General features: G+C 38.2%; 19 protein-coding genes and 1 tRNA gene. 16 read left to right on the top strand and 4 right to left on the bottom strand.

Going from position 1 to position 25,725, the window contains the following annotated elements:
• Positions 1 to 26 precede the first annotated feature (26 nt).
• The 4 genes from I6F40_RS00525 (at position 27) to I6F40_RS00510 (ending at position 4,316) form a co-directional block, all read left to right on the top strand.
• Positions 27 to 485 (top strand): Lrp/AsnC family transcriptional regulator, encoded by a 459-nt coding sequence (locus tag I6F40_RS00525; RefSeq protein WP_007375323.1) that lies wholly within the window; start codon positions 27 to 29, stop codon positions 483 to 485.
• Positions 486 to 612: 127 nt separating this feature from the next.
• Positions 613 to 2,169 (top strand): SulP family inorganic anion transporter, encoded by a 1,557-nt coding sequence (locus I6F40_RS00520; protein WP_166419055.1) that lies wholly within the window; start codon positions 613 to 615, stop codon positions 2,167 to 2,169.
• Between the two features lie 252 nt (positions 2,170 to 2,421).
• Positions 2,422 to 3,495 (top strand): sensor histidine kinase, encoded by a 1,074-nt coding sequence (locus I6F40_RS00515; protein WP_197192338.1) that lies wholly within the window; start codon positions 2,422 to 2,424, stop codon positions 3,493 to 3,495.
• Positions 3,492 to 4,316 (top strand): LytR/AlgR family response regulator transcription factor, encoded by an 825-nt coding sequence (locus tag I6F40_RS00510; RefSeq protein WP_197178743.1) that lies wholly within the window; start codon positions 3,492 to 3,494, stop codon positions 4,314 to 4,316. The genes I6F40_RS00515 and I6F40_RS00510 overlap by 4 nt, the downstream gene beginning before the upstream one ends.
• 68 nt (positions 4,317 to 4,384) lie before the next feature.
• Here the strand turns inward: I6F40_RS00510 and pyk are convergent, their stop codons facing one another.
• A complete protein-coding gene (gene pyk / locus I6F40_RS00505) occupies positions 4,385 to 5,821 on the bottom strand; it encodes a pyruvate kinase (protein ID WP_197192337.1) in 1,437 nt (478 codons plus the stop codon).
• A gap of 377 nt (positions 5,822 to 6,198) precedes the next feature.
• On the opposite strand from pyk, the gene gndA reads away from it, so the two are divergent.
• A complete protein-coding gene (gene gndA / locus I6F40_RS00500; protein ID WP_165740831.1) occupies positions 6,199 to 7,572 on the top strand; it encodes an NADP-dependent phosphogluconate dehydrogenase in 1,374 nt (457 codons plus the stop codon).
• A gap of 69 nt (positions 7,573 to 7,641) precedes the next feature.
• On the opposite strand, the gene ansA is transcribed toward gndA, so the two are convergent.
• A complete protein-coding gene (ansA, locus tag I6F40_RS00495) occupies positions 7,642 to 8,652 on the bottom strand; it encodes an asparaginase (RefSeq protein WP_007582693.1) in 1,011 nt (336 codons plus the stop codon).
• Positions 8,653 to 8,734: 82 nt separating this feature from the next.
• Positions 8,735 to 10,600, bottom strand: coding sequence for a signal peptide peptidase SppA (gene sppA / locus I6F40_RS00490; protein ID WP_024590136.1), 1,866 nt, complete (start codon positions 10,598 to 10,600; stop codon positions 8,735 to 8,737).
• Between the two features lie 219 nt (positions 10,601 to 10,819).
• On the opposite strand from sppA, the gene I6F40_RS00485 reads away from it, so the two are divergent.
• From I6F40_RS00485 to I6F40_RS00455, 7 genes are all read left to right on the top strand, one after another.
• Entirely contained in the window at positions 10,820 to 12,781 is a 1,962-nt protein-coding gene (locus I6F40_RS00485) for an oxidoreductase (RefSeq protein ID WP_197192336.1), read from the top strand.
• A gap of 93 nt (positions 12,782 to 12,874) precedes the next feature.
• Positions 12,875 to 13,558: an HvfX family Cu-binding RiPP maturation protein gene (locus I6F40_RS00480; RefSeq protein ID WP_197192335.1), complete on the top strand. Its 684-nt coding sequence runs from the start codon at positions 12,875 to 12,877 to the stop codon at positions 13,556 to 13,558.
• Positions 13,559 to 13,686: 128 nt separating this feature from the next.
• A complete protein-coding gene (locus I6F40_RS00475) occupies positions 13,687 to 14,235 on the top strand; it encodes an NAD(P)H nitroreductase (protein ID WP_197192334.1) in 549 nt (182 codons plus the stop codon).
• 203 nt (positions 14,236 to 14,438) lie between these two features.
• On the top strand, positions 14,439 to 14,816 hold the full coding sequence (locus I6F40_RS00470; protein ID WP_197192333.1) for a hypothetical protein: 378 nt from the start codon (positions 14,439 to 14,441) through the stop codon (positions 14,814 to 14,816).
• Positions 14,817 to 14,974: 158 nt separating this feature from the next.
• A tRNA-Ser gene (locus I6F40_RS00465) sits at positions 14,975 to 15,065 on the top strand.
• A gap of 52 nt (positions 15,066 to 15,117) precedes the next feature.
• On the top strand, positions 15,118 to 15,504 hold the full coding sequence (locus I6F40_RS00460) for a hypothetical protein (RefSeq protein ID WP_010554477.1): 387 nt from the start codon (positions 15,118 to 15,120) through the stop codon (positions 15,502 to 15,504).
• A gap of 69 nt (positions 15,505 to 15,573) precedes the next feature.
• A complete protein-coding gene (locus I6F40_RS00455) occupies positions 15,574 to 16,194 on the top strand; it encodes an FKBP-type peptidyl-prolyl cis-trans isomerase (protein ID WP_165727452.1) in 621 nt (206 codons plus the stop codon).
• 366 nt (positions 16,195 to 16,560) lie between these two features.
• On the opposite strand, the gene I6F40_RS00450 is transcribed toward I6F40_RS00455, so the two are convergent.
• Positions 16,561 to 18,930: a TonB-dependent receptor gene (locus I6F40_RS00450; protein WP_197110844.1), complete on the bottom strand. Its 2,370-nt coding sequence runs from the start codon at positions 18,928 to 18,930 to the stop codon at positions 16,561 to 16,563.
• A 440-nt stretch (positions 18,931 to 19,370) separates the two neighbouring features.
• Between I6F40_RS00450 and I6F40_RS00445 the strand changes: the two genes are divergently transcribed.
• From I6F40_RS00445 to I6F40_RS00430, 4 genes are all read left to right on the top strand, one after another.
• Positions 19,371 to 21,698 carry a beta-galactosidase gene (locus I6F40_RS00445; RefSeq protein WP_197192332.1) on the top strand — a complete coding sequence of 776 codons (2,328 nt, stop codon included), beginning with the start codon at positions 19,371 to 19,373 and terminating at the stop codon, positions 21,696 to 21,698.
• On the top strand, positions 21,685 to 22,662 hold the full coding sequence (locus I6F40_RS00440) for an SMP-30/gluconolactonase/LRE family protein (RefSeq protein ID WP_197192331.1): 978 nt from the start codon (positions 21,685 to 21,687) through the stop codon (positions 22,660 to 22,662). The genes I6F40_RS00445 and I6F40_RS00440 overlap by 14 nt, the downstream gene beginning before the upstream one ends.
• Positions 22,663 to 22,978: 316 nt before the next feature.
• A complete protein-coding gene (locus tag I6F40_RS00435; protein ID WP_165741463.1) occupies positions 22,979 to 24,088 on the top strand; it encodes a mandelate racemase/muconate lactonizing enzyme family protein in 1,110 nt (369 codons plus the stop codon).
• Positions 24,089 to 24,537: 449 nt separating this feature from the next.
• A complete protein-coding gene (locus I6F40_RS00430) occupies positions 24,538 to 25,710 on the top strand; it encodes a cytochrome P450 (protein ID WP_197192330.1) in 1,173 nt (390 codons plus the stop codon).
• Positions 25,711 to 25,725 lie beyond the last annotated feature (15 nt).

Here is a 25,725-nt window from a genome sequence, read left to right as displayed (position 1 = left end):
AGTTTATTTGATAAATAAGAAATAAAATGTCTCTAAATCACGTAGATCGCCAAATATTGGCACTTTTACAACAAGATGCTAGTTTATCAACCGCAGAAATTGCAGATAAAGTAGGCTTGTCTCAATCTCCATGCTGGCGTCGAATTGCCAAGCTAGAGCAAGATGGTTATATAAAAAGCAAAGTGGCTCTTTTAGATGAGAAAAAGCTTGGCTTTGATATGCTGGTATACGCACATGTGCGTTTATCAAACCACGGTAAAAAGAACCTTGCTGAATTTGAAAAACTTATAATGAGTTACGATCAAGTCACAGAGTGTTACACAATGGCCGGAACAATGGACTTTATGCTGCGCATAATTTCACAAGGCATTGAAGGATATGAGCACTTTGTACGCGATAACTTGTTAAGCTTAGAATATGTACAGGAAGTACATTCTAACGTAACAATGACATGTGTAAAACGCAGTACTTCTCTTCCTTTATAAAGCACTTCTTTGTAAAGCTAAACCCCTTTTAGTTTAGCTTTACCGCACAATGACAATTGTTAACTGAGCGCTATTTTGATAGAATTTAGCGCTTTTTTTATACCCATAACACCATTTGAGGAACTCAATGTTTAACTTACTCAGTAGGGCGCCTAGCTCTGCTAAAAACGATATTCTATCTGGATTAACTGTGGCGCTTGCCTTAGTTCCAGAAGCTGTTGCGTTTGCCTTTGTTGCAAATGTAGAACCTTTAGTTGGTCTATATGCCGCGTTTATCGTTGGTTTAATTACGGCTATATTTGGTGGCCGCCCTGGTATGATTTCAGGTGCAACCGGTGCACTAGCTGTTGTTATGGTAAGTTTAGTACTTGATCATGGTGTTGAGTACCTATTTGCAACAGTGCTGCTCATGGGCATACTGCAAATACTAGCCGGTGTCTTTAAGCTCGGGAAGTTTATTCGAATGGTTCCCCACCCGGTAATGCTAGGTTTTGTAAACGGCTTAGCCATTGTTATATTTTTAGCCCAATTAGGGCAATTTAAAGTCCCTGATGGTATGGGCGGACAAGAATGGATGACGGGTAATCCGCTATACATTATGCTTGGGTTAGTGGCTTTAACTATGGCTATTATTCAGTTTTTACCAAAACTAACTACGGCTGTACCTTCTACGCTAGTTGCTATTATTACAGTAACAGCTTTAGTAATTGGCTTGGACTTAGAAGCGCATACTGTTGTTGATTTCTTAAAAGGTATGACTGGCGACGAAGCTGCAACAATTGCTGGCGGTTTACCGCAATTTCATATTCCAATGGTACCGTTCACATTTGAAACGCTGCAAATCATTTTTCCTTATGCACTTATTTTAGCGGCTATTGGTTTAATTGAATCATTATTAACGCTTAGCTTAATTGACGAGATTACAGAAACCCGTGGTCATAGTAATAAAGAGTGTATAGGCCAAGGCGCTGCAAATATTACTTGTGGTATGTTTGGTGCTATGGGTGGTTGTGCAATGATTGGTCAATCAATGATCAACATTAACTCAGGTGGTCGCTCGCGCTTATCGGGTATTAGTGCCGCTTTAATGCTACTGGCATTTATTATTTTTGCTTCAAGCTTAATTGAGATGATCCCATTAGCTGCGCTAGTGGGTGTTATGTTTATGGTTGTATTAGGTACGTTTGAATGGGCTAGCTTTAAAATGATGAAGCGTGTGCCTCTATCTGACGCCTTCGTAATAGTACTTGTATCGGGTGTTACGGTTGTTACTGATTTAGCGATTGCAGTGTGTGTAGGTGTTATTGTATCTGCGCTGGTATTTGCTTGGCAGCATGCTAAACACATATACACAACGAACTACATTGATGAAGACGGTGCTAAAGTATATGAGCTACATGGTCCGCTTTTCTTTGGTTCAGTTAAAAACTTTGCAGAGTTGTTTGATGTTAAAAACGACCCTAAAAATGTCATTGTTGAGTTTAAACATAGCCGTGTATCAGATCACAGTGCAATAGAAGCGATAGATACACTCGCTGATAAGTACACTAAAGCGGGTAAGCAACTCCACTTACGTCATTTGAGTAAAGACTGTACACAGTTACTACACAAAGCACGCGATTTAGTTGAAGTAAATGTAATTGAAGATCCTACTTATAAAGTGGCTTCTGACAAACTAGCTTAATTTACACCAAGCTGTTTATGTCTAAAAAGCGAAAGGTGAATTAACCTTTCGCTTTTTTAGTGCTTCGACTATCTGTTTGCGGTAAGACTCTTAAAAAGCAAGGTAGGCTGTAGTGCTATGCAAACTCATAAATCTATATAATAAGACTACCTAATTTTATAAAAACCATCCCTACATAGGTAAAAATAATAAAGAATAACAAACGCCTATTTTATAAAATTAGTCTTTAACTATACGGAGTAAATATCTATTTTGAACTGGCAATCTTTAGTCGATAACAGACAACGCTTTTTTTGGCTTTTGCAAATTGCAGGCTGGATTGGTTATGCGTTAGTAAATTATATTGGCTCTAAAGTATTTGAAATGCGTGATATTTACGTATTTGTTATTTTATTAAATGCTTACGCTGGTTGCTTAATGACAGTGCCGCTTAGGTATATCTACCGTAAAATTTGGAATGCTTCGCCCTGGGTATTAATAATTGTGGTATTTGGTGCCTCTTATATAACAGGTACTTTATGGGCTGTCGTTCAAAAATTTAATTTGTGGGAAATATATCGCCATGGCTATAGGCCAGAGGAGTGGTTTTATTACCTGCAACAAGGCTTAGATTCAGTTTATATTATATTGTGTTGGAGCGGATTATATTTTGGTGTTAAGTATTATCAATTGTTACAAAGTGAACGCCAAAAAGCGCTTAAAGCGACAACCATGGCACACGAAGCACAATTAAAAATGTTGAGATACCAACTTAATCCTCATTTTCTATTTAATACACTTAATGCTATTTCCACATTAATTTTGGTAAAAGAAAACAAAGATGCTAATTTAATGGTGTCAAAGCTTAGTGATTTTTTGCGTTATACACTCAATACCGATCCAATTAAAAAAGTACCGTTGGAGCAAGAGCTGCATGCACTTATGTTGTACCTTGAAATTGAACGTGTTCGTTTTGACGAACGACTAAAAGTTAACGTTGAAGTAAGCGAGGAGGCTAAGCAAGCATTATTGCCAAGCTTAATTTTGCAACCGATTATTGAAAACGCAATTAAGTACGCTATTGCTCATCTAACAGAAGGTGGTGTAATAGATATTAAAGCGCAGGTGTTTGCTAACGAATTATTATTAGAAGTTGGCGATAACGGCCCAGGTACAGACATAAAAGATGGCCAGTTAGTCAATGCACAGGGCGTTGGTGTAGCAAACACAAAAGATAGATTAAAAACGCTCTACGAGAATAATTATTCGTTTGTATTATCACATAATACGCCAAGTGGATTAAAAGTTAATCTGCGAATCCCGTTTGAGAAGGCTGTGAAGAAATGATAAAAATAAAAACACTTATTGTTGATGATGAACCATTAGCACGTAAAGGTTTAGATGTAAGGCTTGCAGAGTTTGCTGATATTGAAGTAATCAAACTATGCAGCTCAGGTGCTGATGCTATTGAAACATGTAAAAACGAGAAAATAGACTTAGTATTTCTAGATATTCAAATGCCAGGCATGAATGGCTTTGAAGTTGCCCGAGCGCTTAGTGAAAGCACAAAAGTGCTTCCTGCCATTGTGTTTGTAACTGCTTTTGATCAATTTGCAGTTAAAGCGTTTGAAATTCATGCTTTAGATTACATTTTAAAACCCGTTGATGATAACAGACTAAAACAGGCGGTAGAAAAAGTGCATACCTACTTAAAAACGCAGCAAGACAACGCCCATAAGAAAAAACTAGCGAGTTTTGTAGCCGGGATCACTGGTAATAATTGCGAAGAAATTCTAAAAAAATTAGCCACTGGCGACACCTTAACAGACAGGCGTTACCCAGAGTCACTCGCTGTAAAAGAGCAGGGGGAAATAGTTAGAGTCCCCGTTGCTACTATTCAATGGGTTGATGCTGCTGGCGACTACATGTGTTTACATTGTGAAGATGGTCAAACACATATTTTACGTAAAACAATGAAAGAGCTAGAACAAGAGCTCGACCCTCAGTTGTTTGTACGCGTACACCGCAGTGCAATAGTAAATACAAAGCAAATTAGTAAGTTGGTTACGCAGGTAAGTGGTGAGTATTTATTAGTACTTGAAAATGGCCAAGAGCTTAAAGTAAGCCGTAGCTACCGTGATAAAGTAAAAGCAGCACTAGCAAGTTAAAACCAACGCTTTTACTACAGATACAAAAAATGCGAGCTAAGCTCGCATTTTTTATATTGATCTTTTAATTATGCAACGGTTACAATTTTCATTGTATTAGTTGCGCCCACAGTTTCCATTGAGTCACCGTGAGTAATAATTACCGTATCGCCAGCTTGTAATGAGCCTTGAGCTACAAGTGTATCAAGTGCTGCTTTTACCATGCCGTCTTTTTCAGTTTTTGTAGAATCAAAAAACACCGGGTAAACACCACGATAAAGTGCAGTTTGACCTAATGTACTTGCATGACGAGAAAGCGAGTAGATTGGTAAACCTGAGCTGATACGCGACATTAATTTAGCCGTGCTACCCGATTCAGTGAGTGTGATAATTGCTTTAACCGAATCTAAGTGATTAGCTGCATACATAGCAGAAAGCGCAATTGATTCAGCATTGTTAGAAAAGCGACTATCTAAACGGTGTTTAGAAACGTGCGTTTCTTTTTGCGATTCAGCACCTAAACAAACGCGTGCCATAGTCGCAACTGTTTCTTCAGGATAATCACCTGCAGCTGTTTCAGCTGAAAGCATTACAGCATCTGTTCCATCAAGAACAGCATTTGCAACATCCATAACTTCTGCACGTGTAGGCATAGGGTTATCAATCATCGATTCCATCATTTGCGTTGCTGTTACTACAGTACGGTTTAATGAACGAGCACGACGAATAATTAGTTTTTGCTTGCCCATAAGAGCAGCATCACCAATTTCAACACCTAAATCACCACGAGCAACCATTACTGCGTCAGACGCTAGAATAATGTCATCAACAGCTTCTTGGGTTTCAACGGCTTCAGCACGTTCAATTTTAGCAAGTAACTGTGCTTTTGAACCAGCAGCTTCAGCAAGTGAGCGTACGTAGCGCATATCGTCGCCACTACGTGGGAATGATACGGCAATGTAATCTACGTCAATTTCAGCGGCAGTTATTAAATCTTCTTTGTCTTTTTCAGTAAATGCTGGAGCAGTTAAGCCACCACCTAAACGGTTAATACCTTTATTGTTAGATAAAACACCGCCAACAGTGACTGTACAATGCACTAAATGCCCAGCTACTTCATCAACACTTAATTGAATAAGGCCGTCATTTAGAAGTAGTAAATCGTTAGGGCTTACATCGTTAGGTAATTCTTTATAATCAATACCTACAGAGTTTATGTCGCCTTCGCCTTTTTCCATTTTTGCATCAAGGGTAAATTTTGCACCCACAGCAAGCGTTACTTTACCTTCTTTAAAAGTAGAAACGCGGATTTTAGGGCCTTGAAGGTCAGCAAGGATAGCAATATGCTTGCCTAATCTTTTTGCAATATCGCGTACAGCTTGTGCACGGTCTTTATGATCTTGGGCAACACCATGTGAGAAGTTTAAACGTACTACATTAGCCCCAGCGATAATAATTTTTTCTAAGTTGTTATCTCTATCGGTAGCAGGTCCAAGGGTAGCGACTATTTTTGTGCGTCTTAGCATCAATTTCTCCTGTTTGCTTGGTGAAAGCATGTTGACGTTATTTTGTTGACTTAAAATATCTATATTAGAATAAAATATTTTAGTTATGTGCAAACTTCAAAGGTTTGCCACTATTTTATACAAAACTATTGTGTCATCATTATGACACCGGTGTCAGAATGCGTCAATGATCTTAATTTCAATTAGCTTTGCTTTTAGTCACCCCGAGACCATTGATGTTTGATATAATTACGTAGCTTATTTATCTGTAATAAAAAAGCATGTTGTATTGACTCATAATTAGTATTTTATGACTGCATGAGTATAATGCACGCGGTATTATTTAATTTATACACTGAATTTTCTAACCAAATAGTTGTTACCGAGGAGGACACTAGATGCAAGTTGCATTAGTAGGGTTAGGCGTTATGGGAAAAAATCTTGCCCTAAACTTGATTGAAAAAGGGATAACGCTAGTCGCTTATGACAAAAACCCACATGCGGGTGAAGAGTTACTAAGTTGTGCTAAATCTCAAGGCATGGCTGATAGGCTTCACATTGTCTCTGATTTAAGAGACATGGTAAGGCGTTTAGAGGCACCTCGTTCTATTTTATTACTTGTTCCTGCTGGTGAGTTAGTTGATACAGTTTGTAATGAACTTGTAGAGGCCGGCGTTAACTGTGACGATATGATTGTCGATTGCGGTAATAGTAATTATAAAGACGGTATAACGCGTAAACTTAAATACCAAAATAAATTTGAATTTGCCACTATGGGAATTTCTGGCGGTGCAGAAGGCGCTCGCCATGGTCCTGCAATGATGGCAAGTGGTTCTGAGGGTGGTTGGGAACGTATTGAGCCATGGTTTGAAAAAGTAGCTGCTAGCTATAATGGCGACTCGTGTTTTGCACGTGTTGGTCAATCAGCAAGTGGTCATTTTGTAAAAATGGTTCACAACGGTATTGAATACGCACTTATGCAACTTATTGCAGAAGTGTACCAATTACTTCGTTTAGGCACTAATCGTTCTCCAAAAGAAGTGGCTGAGATATTTAATGACTGGTCAGAAGGTCAATTAAATAGCTATTTACTGTCTATTTCTAGCCACATATTGTCACTTGAAAATCATAATAATGTACCGCTTGCGGACTTAATTGATAATAAAGTTGGCGCTAAAGGTACTGGTCTTTGGACTGCGCAAAATGCACTAGAACTTGGTATTGCAGTTCCTTCACTTGTTGCTGCTGTACAAGCTCGTCATTTAACTAATGCATGTAATACAACGGCTGCACAAGAGATGACGTATGCATCTAAATCAACTAACAATGTTGAAATTGATTTAGAAGAGCTAAAAGAAGCGTTCTTACTTGCAAGCTTACTAGCGTATCGCCAAGGTTTAGCGTTAATTAAAGGTGCATCACGTACTCATCAGTGGAAAGTTGATTTATCTAAAACGCTTCAAACGTGGCGTTCTGGTTGTATTATTCGTGCTGACTACCTTGATAGCGTTGCACAAGGTGTTGAATTTATTGATACCCTTGAGAAAGAGTCTAACTCTTTGCGCAAAATTACCGGACAAGCAATAATGACTGGTTTAGCATTCCCTGTATTGGGTGCTACACAAACGTATTTAGCAACATTAACCACACCGAGTAATGGGCATTTAGTTCAAGCCCAGCGTGATTACTTTGGTGAGCACGGCGTTAAAACCCATAGCGGTGAAACATGCCATTTAACTGACTTAGTAGATATCGACGCTAAAGTTAGGTAATAAACAGTTGTTTAAAACGATAAAGGCACGCTATTTAGCGTGCCTTTTGTATTTTAGGCGCGGTGAGATTTAACGGCTTAATTCACCACGTAAATTGTCTTGCATTAAATGACGAATCGTCTCTACTTCTAGCTTTTGGCTAAATAAATAATGTAATTTAGTTAAACACGCTTCAAGGGTCATATCGTATCCACTAATAACACCAATATTTAACAGTGCATTACCCGTTGCATAGCCGCCCATATTTACATGGCCTTTTAAGCACTGGGTTAAATTAACAATAACGACGCCACGTTTACTTGCTTCTTCAAGTATTGATAAAAAGTTAGGATCTTGCGGTGCATTACCTACACCAAAACTAAGCAACACCAAGGCTTTAATATTGCCATTAACTAAGCTTTTAACCACTTCTTGACTAATACCAGGGTATAAATAAAGCACACCAATGGGTTGAGGTGTAATAGGAGTAACTTGCAGCTCATTTTCAACATAAGGACTAAGTTGGCCTTTAATAAGTTGAATACTAATACCCGATAACGCTAAGGGATCAAGATTAGGCGACGCAAATGCATTAAATCCATCGGCGTGGGCTTTAGTTGCTCTGTTACCTCTAAACAGTTGGTTATTAAAAAATAGACTTACTTCTGCAATTGGATAATTTGCCGCTAAATACATTGCATTCAGAAGGTTTACTTGACCATCTGAGCGTAATTGAGAAAGCGGAATTTGTGAGCCAGTTACAATCACAGGTTTAGTTAGGTTTTCGAACATAAACGATAGTGCTGAGGCTGTATACGCCATTGTATCGGTGCCATGAAGCACAACAAAACCATCATAATCTTGGTATTTATCTTTAATGTCATCAGCAATAAGTTGCCAATGCTCAGGAGACATATCTGAAGAATCTATAAGAGGGCAGTATTCGTGAATATCAAACAAAGGCATTTCATCACGGTTAAACTCTGCGTTGTTCACTACGGTTTCTGTTAAAAAACCTTCAGCAGGAATATAACCTCGACTCGATTTTTTCATACCTATAGTACCGCCAGTATAAGCGATATAAATGCGTTTACGTTTCATAAAAAAAGCCCAGTAAAAAAACTGGGCTTAGTATAACGTTAAGTAACTTTAAATACAGCTGATTAGGTAAAGCTATGCACTTTTATTGTGCAACATTACACACTAAACAACGTGCATATACACCTTGTGGATCGTTGTAATCTTTAAGGTTTTCAACTTCAGTACTTAATTGGTTAATAACGCTTTGCAAGTTAGCTTGCGTTGCTAACACAGATGTTTTTTGTGTTTGTAAACCAAGCATCGATTTAATAGACGCGTTACCAAAAATATTTTGAATCATTTTTTCTTGCGAGCTTAAATCTTGTTTAATGGTTTTAACTTCATAGTGATTAAGTTTTGCAAGTGCTGCAGCTGCTTTTATAGCATCTTGTTTATCACCAAGTTTGTCTACTAAACCTAGTTCAAGTGCTTGAGATGCAATCCATACGCGGCCTTGGGCAATTTTATCAACTTGCTCAGGCGTCATATTACGGGCATCAGCGACAACGTTTAAAAAGCGACCGTATGCTTCTTCAACGCTCATCTGAATTACTTGACCCATTTTTTCGTTTAGGGGACGAGTGATAGAAAAACCAGCCATTTCGGTTGTTGCAACGCCATCTGAATAAACACCAATTTTAGATAAGGTTTTTTCAAATGTCATAAACGTACCAAACACACCAATCGACCCTGTAATAGTACTCGGTGCTGCCCAGATTTCGTTTGCAGCAGAGGCAATCCAATAACCACCTGATGCAGCTACAGAGCTCATAGAGGCAATAACAGGCTTACCAGCAGCTTTAAGCGCTAATACTTCTGCACGAATAACTTCAGAGGCAAACATACTACCGCCACCTGAATCAATGCGCAGTACAACCGCTTTAACTTTGTCATCAAGGCGTGCTTTACGAAGTAGGGCTGCTGTAGAGTCGCCACCAATTTCGCCAGCTTTACGCTCACCATCCACAATTGTACCTTTAGCAACTACAACGGCGACTTTTTCGGTAATAGGGTTATCAAATTCAATCGGTGGTTTAACCAAGCTTAAGTATTCACGAAATGAAACTTGCTTAAATGTTTTGCCATCTTCTTGTGCGCCAACTAAATCAATTAATTGTTTGCGAACTTGTTGATTTGTTTTTAAAGAATCAACCCACTGGTGGTCAAGTGCATATTTACCTGCATCGCCATCTGCAGCTTTCATTTTTTCAAGATATACGTCCATTGTCTCGTCGAAATTTGACTCATCAAATGGGCGAACCGCAGCAACATCTTGTTTGTATTCACTCCAAAGAGCGCCCAACCAAACACGGTTAGCTTCTTTGGCTGCTTCTGACATGTCGTTCCGAATGAAAGGTTCTACTGCTGACTTAAATGTACCAACACGGAAAATATGCTGCGTTACTTCAAGCTTTTCAAGTGCATCTTTAAAGTAAAGCGGATACATGCCGTAACCTTCAATACCTACGCTACCGTATGGGTGCATAGCTATTTCATCAGCATGTGATGCAATATAGTATTGTGCTTGGGTATAGTAATAACCCGATGCAATCACTTTTTTGCCAGCTTGTTTAAATGCATCAATAGCATTGGTAATTTGCTTAAGTTTGTTTAAATGTGCTTTAGGCATTTCTTGTAAATCAAGCAGCATCACCGTAATGCGATCGTCTTTAGTCGCTTCGTTTATTACTTCAACAATATCGTCGAGTAATATTTCGCTTGGCGCTTCAGAACCAGAAGTTGCATCACTAATTGCAGCTTCGACCGGATCTATGTATGTTTTTTCTTCAACAATAGGGCCATTTAGGTTAAGCCTAAGCACAGAGCCATTTTCAACTATTATTTTATCGTCGTCACTTGAGAGTGACACTAAGAAAACAATTACCAGTAATAAAAACAGAATGTTGAGTATTAAACGACGAGAAAAGTTAATTCCAGCCCAAATACCTTTAAATACCTTTGCTATCAAAATAGCTCCTTAATTTGGTACAGTTAATACATTAGTTCCATCTTAGCCTAGAATAAAAATAAATTTAACTGCTAAATCGTAACGAAGTGTTTATGAGGTGCTATTAATACATGTTTTTATGGCTTTTTTTAATTAAATGAAGGCACATATTGCTTATTACTTGCCATTAAAGCAGAATTAGCTAATGTATACAGGTTAGACCAGTTAACGGGGCACAAGATGTTAGAACAACAATTACAATTAAAACACACACAATTACGTAACCGCTTAGTGATGGGCTCAATGCATACAGGCCTTGAAGAGGGATGGCATAACCGCAAACGCTTACGTGCATTTTACGAAGCACGTGCAAAAGGCGGCACTGCAATGTTAATTACGGGCGGATACAGCCCAAATTTACGTGGCAAATTAACACCTATTTCATCTTCATTTAATAGTTATTACGATGTATTTAAGCACCGCGCTTACACAGATGCTGTGCATAAACACGGCGGAAAAATTTGTTTGCAATTATTACATGCTGGACGTTATGCGTACCATCCATTCAATCAGGCACCAAGTGCAATAAAAGCACCTATTAATCCTTATAAACCTAAAGCTATGACGCTTGGCTCGATTAAAAAAACAATTAAAGACTTTGCGCACTCTGCCTATATGGCTGAAAAAGCCGGCTACGATGGCGTTGAAGTTATGGGTTCTGAAGGGTATTTGATTAATGAGTTTATGGCGCCACACACCAATAAACGTGAAGATGAATTTGGTGGCAGCCTAGAAAATAGAATGCGACTTGCGCTTGAAATAGTTAAAGCTGTAAGAGCAAAAGTATCTGAGCAATTCTTAATTATTTTTAGATTGTCGGTCATTGATTTAATCCCAAACGGTTCAACACCAGAGGAAGTTGTCATACAAGCTACCGAGCTTGAAAAAGCGGGTGTTGATATATTTAACACAGGTATTGGTTGGCACGAAGCGCGTGTACCAACTATTGCGAGTATGGTGCCGCCAGGTGCATTTAAAGAAGCATCAAAACGTTTAAAAGACGTGGTGAGCGTGCCAGTTATTGCTGTTAACCGAATTAATACTCCAGAAATTGCTAACGATATTTTAAATGCAGGCGAGGCTGATTTAATTTCGATGGCAAGGCCGTTACTTGCCGATCCAGAGTTTTTTAATAAATACGCAAATAATCAATCTAAGCAAATTAATATTTGTATAGGGTGTAACCAAGGTTGTCTAGATCACGTATTTAAAAATAAACGTGCTACGTGTTTAGTTAATCCACAAGCTGCATTTGAGCTAGATTACCCGTTAGAGAAAGCAACCAAAGCTAAAAATGTATTAGTAGTCGGTGCAGGCCCTGCTGGTTTATCGGCAAGTTGTTACTTGGCTAAAAAAGGGCATAACGTCACGCTAATTGACCAAAAACCGCAAATGGGTGGCCAATTTAATTTAGCTATGCAAATACCAGGTAAAGAAGACTTTAACCATACTCTTACTTACTTCACTAATGAGCTTGAGCGATTAAAAGTAACTGTAGAGCTTGGTAAAGCTTATGACGATTCAATGCTTAAAAACTATGATGACATCGTATTTGCAACTGGCGTTAGGCCGCGTGAAGCCTCTATTAAGTGTAGCGATGATAAGCGTGTATTTGCTTATGACGAAGTTATACGCGGCGAAGTAGAGCTAGGTAAATCAATTGCTATTTTAGGTGCCGGTGGTATAGGTTTTGATATGGTTGCGTTTTTAAGCGAACATAAATCGCAAACTATTAGCGAGTTTAAAACGCAATGGGGGATTGAGTGTGAAGCCCAACCTCATAAAGACGAACGTCAATTGTATATGTTAAAACGCAGTGCGGGTCGTTTTGGTAGCGAGCTTGGTAAAACAACGGGTTGGATACATCGCCAAGTTGCTAAGCAGCATGGCGTTAAGCAAATTGCTGATTGCCAATACCAAAGCTTTGATAAAAGCGGACTAACTATTAATGTTGCTGGTGAAACTCAAGTACTGCCAGTAGACACGGTTATTGCCTGTATTGGCCAGGTTTCTAATAACGAAGTGCTAGAAAATTACACAGATAACGCAAAGGTACATGCTATAGGCGGAGCTAAACTAGCTGCAGCTATTGATGCTAAACGCGCTATTTTTGAAGCACTTCAGGTCGCTAGAAGTATTTAACCTTTGTAAATAAATTGAAATAGTTTATCAATTCATGCGGTCTTTGCTGTTTATAGTCTATAACTTAATAAACAGTGAACACACAGGATACGCATGAACAAACTAACCAATCTTTATGATGCAATATTGGGTAAACTATCATTTTTAGATGGTTTACCTGCATTGCTATTTCGCTTGATTTTAGCCCCTGTTATGATCATTGCAGGTTATAACAAACTTGCTATAAGCGGTGAGACAGAAGGTTTCTTTGATAACTTTTTAGCATCTCCAGATGTAGTTCAATGGTTTGGTAATAATGAATGGGGTTTAGGATTACCGTTTCCTGACTTACTAGCTTTTTTAGCTGGCTGGAGTGAGTTTTTAGGTGGTTGGTTTTTATTATTTGGCCTTTTAACTCGCTTGGTCAGTATCCCACTTATGTTCACAATGGTCGTCGCTGCAACCTCAGTGCATTGGCATAATGGTTGGTTTGCAATAGCACCAACTAATCCAGAAACAAGTGCTGCGCAAGTACTCGACTGGTTATCAATTCCCGGTGCTAAAGAAAGCCTCGAAAATTCATTAGAAGTACAAGACCGTATAGGAAAAATCCGTGGCTTAGTTGAAGAGCACGGCTTTCCTGATTATCTCTACGAAAAAGGCAAACCATCTATTTTAAATAATGGTATAGAGTTTTCTGCAATATACTTTGCGATGCTCCTTAGCTTATTTTTTGTGGGAGGAGGTCGCTTTGTTAGCATCGACTTCTGGTTAAAGCGAAATATTTTAAATCAATAGCGCTAAACCTACTTTAAGAAAGGCCGCATAAATTCATTTTGTGCGGTCATTTTACGTTTTAGGCTCCCAGTATTTATTTATTAAGGTTTTAAATGTTACTCTAGTATTTTGACTTTCGAGAAACTGTTATGAACGCTATCGAGCTTTTACTTACCCGACAATCAGACTCTAAACTAACTTCGCCAGGCCCAACACCTGAGCAGCTCGACATAATAAAGCAAGCAGCATTACGCGTTCCCGATCATGGTTGTATTGCCCCGTGGCAGTTTATAATTGCCGAAGGTGAAGCGCGTAATAAACTGGGTGACATTTATCATCAAAGTGCAGTAGCAGAGCAACAAGCAGAAAAAGTAATTAACCGTGCTAAAGAGCTTCCCCTTCGTGCACCTATGATTGTCATAGCGATTGCTAAATATCAAGAACACCCAAAAGTTCCTCGTATTGAACAAGTACAAAGTGCAGGGTGCAGTGTGCTTGCAATGCAACAAGCTGCATTTGCCCAAGGTTTAGGCGGTGTTTGGCGCACAGGCTACTTTGCACAAAGTGCAGCAGTTAAAAAAGCACTTAATCTACATGAGCAAGATGAAATAGTAGGATATTTATATATAGGTACACCGGAAGTGGACTGTAAAAAGTCGCCTCGCCACAAGCCTGAGCATTATTTTAGTAATTTGTGAAATAGTATGAACTTTACACAACCTGCATAGTCATAATTCATTAAGGTTACGAATAGTAGTATAAAGGAGTTAGTGATTTGGCTGTGAGAAGCGCTTGGAAGCACAAAAGTTAATAATTCTTCTTCAGTTTGTTTTTTAATCGGTTGTTTTTTGATACATTATGGAAAGTCTTAATAAAAATAACGATAAAGAAGACGAAAACTATGGGAAATTTATTTTTACAAGAAAAAGAGAATTGGCTAGCGTGGTCGATTTGGGGAATCATTGGTGCCTTTGTAACACTGTATGTTGCAATGAGCACAAATGCATCACACTTTATAGCAGGCTCTGCGATCGGTATGCTGGTGTTGCTCACTGTTTGGATGCAACAGACCAAGCGTTTTGATTTTGGCCGTGCATTTAAAATATGCTGCTATGTTTTACTACTTAGCATACTACCTGCTTTTATGTTTGTGGTTGTGCCAAGCGATGATTTAAATCGATTTGATTTAATTTTTCAAAGCGTAACATTCACAGCATTGAGTTTATTAGCATGTTTAATTTGTTCTTGGATTGCGCGCAGACCAAAACAATATTATTAATGTGTTTAACTTTAGTCCATTAACTACACTTTTATTAAAGTGAAGAGCTTAACAAAAGAACAAAGTGGGTGTATTTTATCCAATATGTTAATATTTTATATTAATTTCTATTTAGCTCTTTACAAGTTATGTATTTAGCCATATTATTCGCGCCGTGCGGAGAGATGGCAGAGTGGTCGAATGCACCGGTCTTGAAAACCGGCATGGGTTTATAGCCCATCTAGGGTTCAAATCCCTATCTCTCCACCATTATTTAAAAAAACCGCCTTATGGGCGGTTTTTTGCTTTGTGGAGTTTCTAAATGACTAAGGCAACAAACCTACCAACCTCGCAGAAATTAATAAAACATCTTTTATTATGGACGGTATTTGGTTACTGCTATCAAAGTGCTATTAGCTTATTAGTAAAAATGGCTATAGATGCTCAACCAGAGTATCCATTAATTACCGCTTTAATTTATGGTGTTGGTTTTAATGTTTTAGCTGCCCATCTTATTACCAAATACGATAAGCATTGGCCAGTTATTGGCTCTGTTTTTATTGGTTGTATAGGGCTGCTTGTAGTGCCATTTTTACTGTTTGGCGAATCAGGATTACTAACAATGCCTCTACTTGTTGGAATTTTATTCAGTTTGCCGCTTTGTAGTTATATTGTTGGCCTAATTAAGCTAAAACTCAGCAAAAACTAGCCCCAAACGCGGTTTATTTTGTGATAGCATAGTCGCGTCTTTTAACTAACAAAACGTGAAAAACACATTATGTCAGATAATTTTACTACAGATGCTGAAAAAGCAAGTTACGGTATTGGCTTACAAATGGGTGAGCAACTTAAGTCTAATCCTTTTGAAGGCTTAAACCTAAATTCAGTATTTGAAGGCATGAAAGATGCGTACGCTGGTAGCGCATTTCAAGTTGAGATCCCTGAGATCCAAGCTGCATTTGAAAAAATAAACGAAGAGATTCAAGCTCGTCGTGAAGAAGAGTCACAAGTACTTTCTGCAGAAGGTATTTCATTCTTAGAAGAAAACGCAAAACGTCCTGAAATCACAGTAACTGAGTCTGGTCTTCAATACGAAGTACTAGCAACTGGCGAAGGCGAAAAGCCAACAGCTGAGTCTACAGTACGTGTTGATTACCACGGTACACTTATTAACGGTACTGTGTTTGATAGCTCATACGAGCGCGGTCAACCAGCTGAATTTCCAGTTGGTGGCGTGATCAAAGGCTGGACTGAAGCATTACAAATGATGCCTGTAGGTACTAAATGGCGTATCTACGTTCCTCATGAGCTTGCTTATGGTGAACGTGGCGCAGGTGCTGCAATCGCACCTTTCTCAACGCTTGTATTTGATGTTGAGCTACACGAAATCATTTCTTAAATTAAATACATTTTAATTTAAAAGTGTAAAAAGCCGTATTCAATTTGAATACGGCTTTTTTGTGTTTGTAATTTAAGAGTTTTATACCAATTAGCTTAATTAAGTGATCTATTTTTCGCTAAGAAAATTGTGTCGATAACAAGGCAAAAATTTCGTTGTTTAGTTGTTACCACTAATTGCTCTTGCATTGCCTCCTGCCTCCATGCAGTCGTATATCAGAAATTCTTAACGCAGTTAGCGTCAGGTTTAATCCTTCAAATCGATTAAGTATTACTGCGTGTTGATATTATATATTCTAAAAATAAAAAAAACCGCATTAATAAAATGCGGTTTGTAAAAATATAAACTAAAAACTGTTTTTAATTATTAAAAATAACCACGAACACCAAAGCGGAAGTTTCTGCCTGGTAGTGGGGCTTTATCTTTAATAAATGAGCTATGCACAAAGCCTAACTCATCAGTAATGTTATCCACGTTTATATAAAGCTGTGCATCTACACTGCCTAAACCTAATTGGTAATTAGCTTGTGCATCAAATAACGTATAGCCGTCCGTTTTTGTTTCAAATGCAGTTACATCGTTTTGATCAAAGTAATGAGTACCCGTCAGTGTTAGTTGTAAGTCACCTAAATCGTACTGTAACTCAGAGCCTAATTTATTGGCAGGGATGCGCGGTAAGTTGCCTTCGTCGTCTTTTAGTTTTGCACGAGTTGAGTCACCAAATACTTTAACCATAGCGCTTGGGGTTACTTGGTAATGTGCGTCAAACTCAATTCCATAAAGCTCTGCGTCTTTACTTGTAAACTGATAAACCGCAACAGCATCGTCATGTGCACCAATAGCTGATTCTAAACCATCTTCTTCATCGTAGACTAACCCCGTATTTTCTTGGAAATAAAAGTTTTTAATATCGTTATAGAAAAAGTTAACGGTGTAACCAAAATCACCGCTAAAACGTCTAAAGCTTAAATCTAGGTTTGTTGAGGTTTCTTGCTTGATATTCTCTGGCTCAAAATGCGCTTCATTATCTTCAATGTTGTAACCAAGACCTAGCTCATAAGTGCCAGTTGCAATGTGTAAACCATTTGATAAAAGCTCTGCCGAAAGTGGTGCTCGTTCTGAATGAGAAATACTTGTCGCAATACTATGACCTGGCTTGTATTGCCAAATGGCACCGGCAGAGGCGCTTAAATTGGTAAAGCTTTTATTGTATCCAATAGTTTCTTCGTCGCTATGATCTATTTCTACTTCATCGTGGCTATGTTCGTGTGCCGTGATTTTGCTTTCAATTTTGTAATCTTCTACACGTGCACCAAGCTCTATTGTCACGTCGCCAAATTCACGCTCTTCTAGTAAATATAGTGCGTTAGTTGTAGTTACACTCGCGGGTGTAAATGCTTCTTCACCAATAGCATCGTAGTCAGAATCGCTGTAGTGATAGCCCATCATTCCGTGCCAATCAGCAAACTTATGCTCTACATTTAAACGTGCTTCAGTCGTTTTATTTTTAAAAGTAGTACCAATTTCGCCATCTTCAATTTCGCTGTGTGAATAATCTGTATAGCCAACACGTAGGTTGATGGTTTCAATCCAGTTATTATGAAGAGCGTAACTTACAAGCCCTTGCCAGCGGTCTTGCTCTAAATGTGCGTAAACTGGCTCTTCAGCAGCTTCATCTTCATGTTCTGCATGCTCTTCTTCAGTTTCACCTTCGTGATCGTGATGATGCTCATGCCCAGGAATACCGTAATCAGTATCAATGCTACCGTAAGAAAAACCAATCGTTAAGTGATCGCCAACATAGCTGGTACCAAAGTTGAGTGTTTCGCTATCAATAAAAGTATTTTCTACCGAGCTTTCGGTTTCAACATCGCCATCATCGTCGGCAATAGTAAAGGTCGGTGTTTGGTAATCATCGCCGCTGCGCTTAGTACCATCAAAATGAAAGTTAAAGCCTTCATTACCTGTTTCAAGTTTTGCAGCTACGGTGTTTGAATTTGACACCGTATCGTGGCTGTATTCAGCAGCGCCTGTAAGCTCATCGATATTGCTAGTAGGAATACGGTTATCAACCACGTTTACAACGCCACCAATTGCACCAGAGCCATAAAGTAGGGTGCTTGGACCGCGCAACACTTCAATTTGCTCTGCCGCTAGGCTGTCGCTTGATGTTGCGTGGTCTGGGCCAATGCGTGATGCATCGCTGGCATCTAAACCGTTTTGCGTAATTTTAACGCGAGGACCATCTAAACCACGAATAATTGGGCTTGATGATACAGGGCCAAAGTAACTTGCATTTACGCCTGGTAAACCTTTAAGAGTTTCGCCAAGTGTTGGTTTAGATTTATTTCTTAATTCATCACCTGAGAGCACGCTTACTGGCGATATCATTTCTAGGCTGTTCTTATGAAGTGCAGAGGCATAAACAACCACTGTTTCAACCGATGTTGGTTTAAGTGACACAGACAGATTATTTGAAGATTCGGTAACAGCAATACGAGAGTCTATGTAGTTGTCTTTACTAATATGTAATTGGCTGTTTGCATCTATATCGATAGCAAACTCGCCTAAATCATTACTTTTAACGCTTTGGTTTTTGCCATGCACATGGATAGAGGCATTTTTAATTGGTTGATTTTTATCATCCATTACTTTACCAGTAACGGTTGCAGCCAAAGCTGATTGAGAACATAAAACAGAAAAAATAGCAGAGGAGATTAATGTTAACTTTGTCATGGATATATTGGTTCGTGGTTATTATGTTGTGATATAATATAACACCGTAAAATTAACGAATCAACAATGTTATAGTATAACTTTGTATTTTGCGTTTAAACCACTAAAAGTGCCGATAAACTGTTTGCTTTACTATAGAAGTTAATCTGGCATTAACTCTATTTTACTGTAACAAATCTACTCGTAGTACCCTCAAAGAATATCTGCTAATGATTATGGAGAGTAGTGTTTAAAGTATTGAATTTTATGTTTTTTACCTATAATTTATATTTTTTTAATAGCTCCCTCTATTATATAACGCTTCTAAAATGCACTATATTGTTAACAGTTAATTGTTTTATATCGTCGCGTGTGTAATTATCTTGTGTAGTTTTAACGCTTTTTAGCTATCAATTATTGCTCAAAAGTACACATTTAAACACGCACAATAGTAGGCCAACATGTTTCTCAATCCTTATAGTGTAAAATTAGCATCCTCGTTTTTTTGTTTATCGGTACTTGCAGGGTGTCACAATGCGAAAGCTTCAGATCAAAATTCAACTAAAGGAGCCACTCCATTAAAAAAAGAGCATATAATTTTTGATTTTGAACAGGATAATTACAGCCAATATATAAATACAATTAATGGCTTTAGTACATTAATAAAGGAAGGTGGAAACCATAAACTAGCGGTTACATTAAAATCTAAATCTAATGTAGAAAGTGACTTTGAATTTATAAACCCAAAAGGATGGGATTGGCAAGCAACAGGAAACTTTGCCCTTGCACTTGATATACAAAACCCTGATGAGGCTTCTACTCACCTATACATAAAGACAATAGACAAGTCGGGACAATTTCAAACTCGAAGTGTTGTTGTGCCAGCAAAGTCTCAAAATACGTATTACATAGAATTAAAAGGCGCAAATTTAAATGTTAATTCAGGTATTCGCTCAAACCCACCAAGTTGGAAAAGCAGTTATACGCCAATAATCTATAGAGGCGGACAAAAAAATATCGACGTTAGCAGCATTGTAAAAATATCATTTGGAGTAAAAGGGCTACTTGACGATAAACGAATTTTAATAGACAACTTACGCCTTATAAAGCCAACTAATTTTGATACTAACTATCTAAAAGGGTTAGTTGATAAATTTGGGCAAAATGCAAAATTAGACTTTACCAATAAAGTATCTTCAACAGAGCAGCTACAAGTTATTTCTCAAAAAGAGCAAATTAACTTACAAAACTCACCAATGAAAGGACGTTCTAAATATAGTGGCTGGAAAAACGGCCCACAATTAAAGGCAACGGGATATTTTAGAACTGAAAAATACAAAGGGAAATGGAGTTTAGTCGACCCAGAAGGTTATCTGTTTTTTTCAACCGGCATTGATAACGTTCGTATGGCAAATACTTCAACTATTACCGGTTACGATTTTGACCAAAGCTATATTAAGCAGCGCGAAGCTAATGATTTAACACCAGAGGATTCATTAGGATTAAATCCAGCTCCAAAAACTGCGTGGTCAACACGTTATAAAAGCTCAACACTAAGATCTGATATGTTTAATTGGCTACCCGAGAAAAATAACCCTTTAGCAGATAATTACGGCTACAGACGCGAAGTTCACAGTGGTGCAATTAAAAAAGGTGAAACGTTTAGCTTTTATCGCGCTAATTTAGAGCGAAAATATCAAACCCATAACAACAACGACTTAATGAAACAGTGGCAAAATACCACTGTAAAACGCATGCTTTCATGGGGCTTTACTTCTTTTGGCAATTGGATAGAAGAAGACTATTACCATACTAACCAATTACCTTACTTTGCTAATGCGTGGATCATTGGTAATTTCAAAACGGTAAGCAGTGGTAACGACTACTGGAGCCCATTACCTGACCCATTTGATCCATTATTCGTTGAGCGCGCAGATGTAACGCTTGCAAAAGTAGCCCAGCAAGTTAAAAACAGTCCTTGGTGTGTTGGTGTATTTATTGATAACGAAAAAAGCTGGGGCATGAAGAATTCTGACGCCTCACGTTATGGTATTGCTATTAATACACTTAAAAATAACGCCCAAAATAGCCCGACTAAAGCACAATTTGTTACCTTAATGAAAAATAAGTACAGCCAAATTAGCAAACTTAATAAAGCATGGAATACACGTATTGCCTCATGGGATGAGTTTGCTGCAGGCGTGACACTCACGCAGTTTAACGAGCAAACTAATATCGATTTATCAGCGATGTTATTTCATTATGCTAATCAGTATTTTGCAGTGGTTGACGCGGCTATAGCTAAACACCTTCCAAATCAGCTGAATATGGGAGCACGTTTTGCTGACTGGGGTATGACGCCTGAAATAAGAGCCGCCGCTGCCGCGCATGTAGATGTGATGAGCTACAACTATTACCGAGAGGGATTAAATGAAGATTTTTGGGCATTTTTATCTGATATAGACATGCCAAGCATAATAGGTGAATTTCATAATGGTGCGCTTGATTCTGGGCTATTAAACCCAGGCCTTATACACACTCAATCTCAGCAAGAGCGTGGTACTAAATACAAAAAATATATGAATAGCGTTATAGATAACCCATATTTTGTTGGTGCGCACTGGTTTCAATACATCGACTCTCCACTAACTGGGCGAGCATACGATGGTGAAAACTACAATGTAGGCTTTGTAAATGTAACGGACATTCCTTACAAACCGCTTGTAGATGCAGCTAAAAGCGTGAATAAATCGTTGTATGAACGCAGGTATAATAATGCAAAAAATTAAATATATACTAAGCGCTGTGTGTGTTTTCTGTTTGGGTGTATCTGCTAAGCAAAGTAACACACTTTTATTCGAGCAAGGCCCCTACAAAATATTTAATGAGCAAGCGCTTGAAGTGCTTAACTTAAATAGCCATGTTAAAACCCTCGCTTCGGGTTATGACTGGCTAGAGGGGCCGGTTTGGGTTAATCAAGGAGGATATTTATTATATTCTGATATACCTAATCATCAGGTTTATAAATATACACCAGGTAAAGGTGCAAGTTTGTACTTAGCGCATAGTGGCTATTCAAATGGTTTAATTGTAAATAAACAAAATGAGCTTGTGCTTTTGCAATCGCGCTCACGTGTTATATCAAAAATGAAGACGCCATTAAGCACGCCTAAACCACAATACCTACAAATTGTAAGTCATTATAATGGACAAAAGTTTAACAGCCCAAACGATGGCGTTTTTAACGACCAAGGCATGCTTTATTTTAGTGATCCACCCTATGGTTTACCTAATCAATTAGATGATGAAGGCAAAGAGCTTAAGTTTCAGGGGGTATATTCACTTAAAAATACAGGGGAACTTACCTTATTGGATCGTGATCTTATTTATCCTAATGGGGTCGCATTATCAGCTGATAATAAAACCTTATATGTGGCGGCATCTAATGCTAATAAACCTGCGTGGTATCAGTATGATTTAAATGACAGCGGTGCAGTGATAAGTAAATCTTTATTTTATGAATTACCACCAGCAATTAAGCATGACCAAGGCTTACCAGATGGTTTAAAGGTACATAAAAGTGGGATTATATTTGCTACAGGTCCTAATGGGTTATGGTTATTTAATAAAAATGCTGAGCTACTAGCTCAAATTGAAATGCCAAATATTAGTGCTAATCTAACGTTTAACCAATCACAAAACCGCGTTTATATAACAGCGCATACACAGCTATTGGCACTTGGTTTAAAATAGTCTTGTTATTCTATTGTTAAATTAAAGCCCCTATAAGCACGCTTGATAGGGGCTATTTACTCTTTGTTGCCTACATGAATGAAGGTAAGGGGCGTGAGCAGGACGCGGAAGCTTTGCTCGGTTTTTACTTAGCCCACTAGGTTACAAATCTCACGCTGCGATTAAATAGCCTCGAGTTTGAACAAATTTTAATTCTCAAAGATAAACAGACCTTCGGATAATTTCGCTTAATTAAACAGATAACCTTTACAACAACAAATACCTGTTGTAAATTGTTAACAATGAACAGTGTCATGTTAACTAATTCGGTGGCTTAATGAAAGTATCATCACAAACAATCAAAAGTGTAAAAGTCGAGTATTACCAAATTCCGCTAGCAGAAGTGTTAAGTGATGCAAAGCATGGCGATCACACTCACTTTGAAGTTATTACAGTGCATATTATGACTCACGACGGGTATGAAGGGATGGGATATACCTACACTGGCGGCAAAGGTGGTCGCGCAATTTATTCACTCCTTAACGATGAAATAAAGCCCGGTCTAATTGGACAAAATTCTATGTCTATCATGGCAATTTGGGACAAATTGCAGTGGGATCTTCATTATGTTGGCCGAGGTGGACTACTTAGCTTTGCGATTTCAGCAGTTGATATAGCGCTGTGGGATATTAAGTGTAAGCGCTTAAATGCACCATTATGGCAAGTTGCGGGTGGTAGCAGTGACCAAACAAAATGCTATGCAGGCGGAATAGATTTAAACTTTAGCCAAGAAAAACTGCTTAGTAATATAGATGGTTATTTAAATCGTGGCTTTAATGCAGTAAAAATTAAAGTCGGTAAACCCAACTTTAAAGAAGATATAGAACGTGTAGCCGCAGTAAGAGAGCTAATAGGTAAAGATAAAATACTTATGGTAGATGCCAATTACTCAATGACTGTTGAGCAAGCTATTCGTTTTGCTAAATCAATTGAAAAATACGACATAACCTGGTTTGAAGAACCGACTATACCTGATGATTACAAAGGCTTTGCTCGCATAGCACAAGCGACTTCAATACCGCTTGCAATGGGTGAAAATTTGCATACATTGCACGAATTTGGCTATGCGATTAGTCAAGCTAAATTAGGTTTTTTACAACCAGATGCATCAAATATTGGTGGCATAACAGGGTGGTTACATGTAGCGAGTATGGCATATACCCATAATTTACCTATTTGTAGCCATGGCATGCATGAACTACATGTATCACTGTTGGCATCTCAGCCTCACGCTGGTTTTTTAGAAGTTCATTCATTCCCTATAGATGAATATACAACACGTCCTTTAAAGCTTGAAAATGGGCAAGCGTGCGCGCCAGATATAATTGGGACGGGTGTAGAATTTGACCCTCAACTAATGAGAACACATTTAATTAAACAGTCGTAACTAGAAAAATTAGTAATAAAAGAAAAGAGTTGTTGTGTGTCCACAAATTCAGTGTAGAAATTATTTATCAAGGAATGAATGATAATCTCTTTGTCATAAGTTTTAATTTATGAGTACTGATTTTGTGGACGCTTTTATAAAGGTAAATAGTTATTGCCATTGCAAATATTGATTGTTTTACACAAACCCAAATTGCTAAGTCTGCTGTAAACCCGATGGTTGTAATTAACGCCGAGAATAGTTTTATTTCAATGCTTTAAATTAATTAGTTAAGGGCTCTCACAACCCCACCAAAGCCAGCTTAAATTGCTGGCTTTTTTTATATTTTAAAAATAGCAATAAAGAGCATCAAATTACCATTTTTAAGCCAAATCCGTGTATTTGTATCATTAAGTTGTGATTAAAATGGTGTATCAAAAATAGATTAATAATAGAAATTAGGTTTCATTATGACGTCAAAAGTAACTGGTATTAGCGAGTTTCCCGATGCGTTTGCACAGCAACGAAAAGTAACAGGAATGGGTCAAATGGATGACCAAAACGATCCTGTAAATATGATCTTAGGCTTAAAAGATGTACGAAAAGCAGCGCATAATTGTGCTGTTTTTCAATCGGGTGCTAAACCTGGACGTATTGTAATTCCATCAGAAGTGGCAATACGTGAAACACGCCAAATTCCATTTGAAGTAGACCCGCCTGAGCACGGCGGTTTTCGTGAACTATTAAACCCTTGGTTTAAACGCCCATTAGATGAATGTTACCAAGCGCGTTTACAAACCATTATTGATGAAACTATTGAAAACACCTTTAAAGCAGAGTCGTTTGATGTGGTGTCACAATTTGCTTTACCACTTCAATCTAAAGCGTTAACGCTGTTACTTAATACCTCAATGGATAAAGCACAAACATGGATAGATTGGGGTACTCATGTATTTAGAAGTGAAGACAGTGACCTTGATGGCGATAAAGCCAATATTCTATACAACTACATTGATGAGCAAATAGAAAACGCCATTGCAATCCCGGGTGATGATTTATATTCAGTGCTTTTAAATTCACAGGCGAACGGTAAAAAGCTGAGTAAAGAAGAAGTAAAAGGTGTGATGATCCTCACCTTTGCAGGGGGGCGCGACACCGTTATAAACGCGATCACAAACTCTATTGCCTACTTTAGCGAAAACATCAGCGATTTAAAGCGTATTGATGATGAGCCTGAAATATTAAACAGGGCCGTAGAAGAACTAATTCGCTATTTTTCGCCGCTTACGCAAATGGGCCGTGTCGCTACGCAAGACACAAGTGTATGTGAGCACGCTATAAAAGCCGACACACGAGTTTCGTTATGTTGGGCGTCGGCTAATCGCGATGAAAAGGTATTCAAAAACCCTAACAATGTCGACTTCGATCGAAAAGTTAACCCGCATATTAGTTTTGGTTTTAGCCATCACAATTGTTTGGGCGCAACGCATGCCCGCCAAATTTTACGTCAACTAGTGTTATCGCTTGCTAATAAAGTTGCTCAAATAGAGGCAATAAAAGCAGATGAAAATATTGAAAAACTCGGTGAGTTTTCAAGAAAGGTTGGCTTTAACAGTCTGCACGTTAGCTTTAAATCAAAATAAAAACACCGTAGAAAA

This window comes from Pseudoalteromonas sp. SWXJ133 (assembly GCF_015864365.1).
GTDB lineage: Bacteria > Pseudomonadota > Gammaproteobacteria > Enterobacterales > Alteromonadaceae > Pseudoalteromonas > Pseudoalteromonas arctica.
Note: the sequence above shows the minus strand (reverse complement) of the source record. Positions and strands in the feature narration are given on the sequence as shown.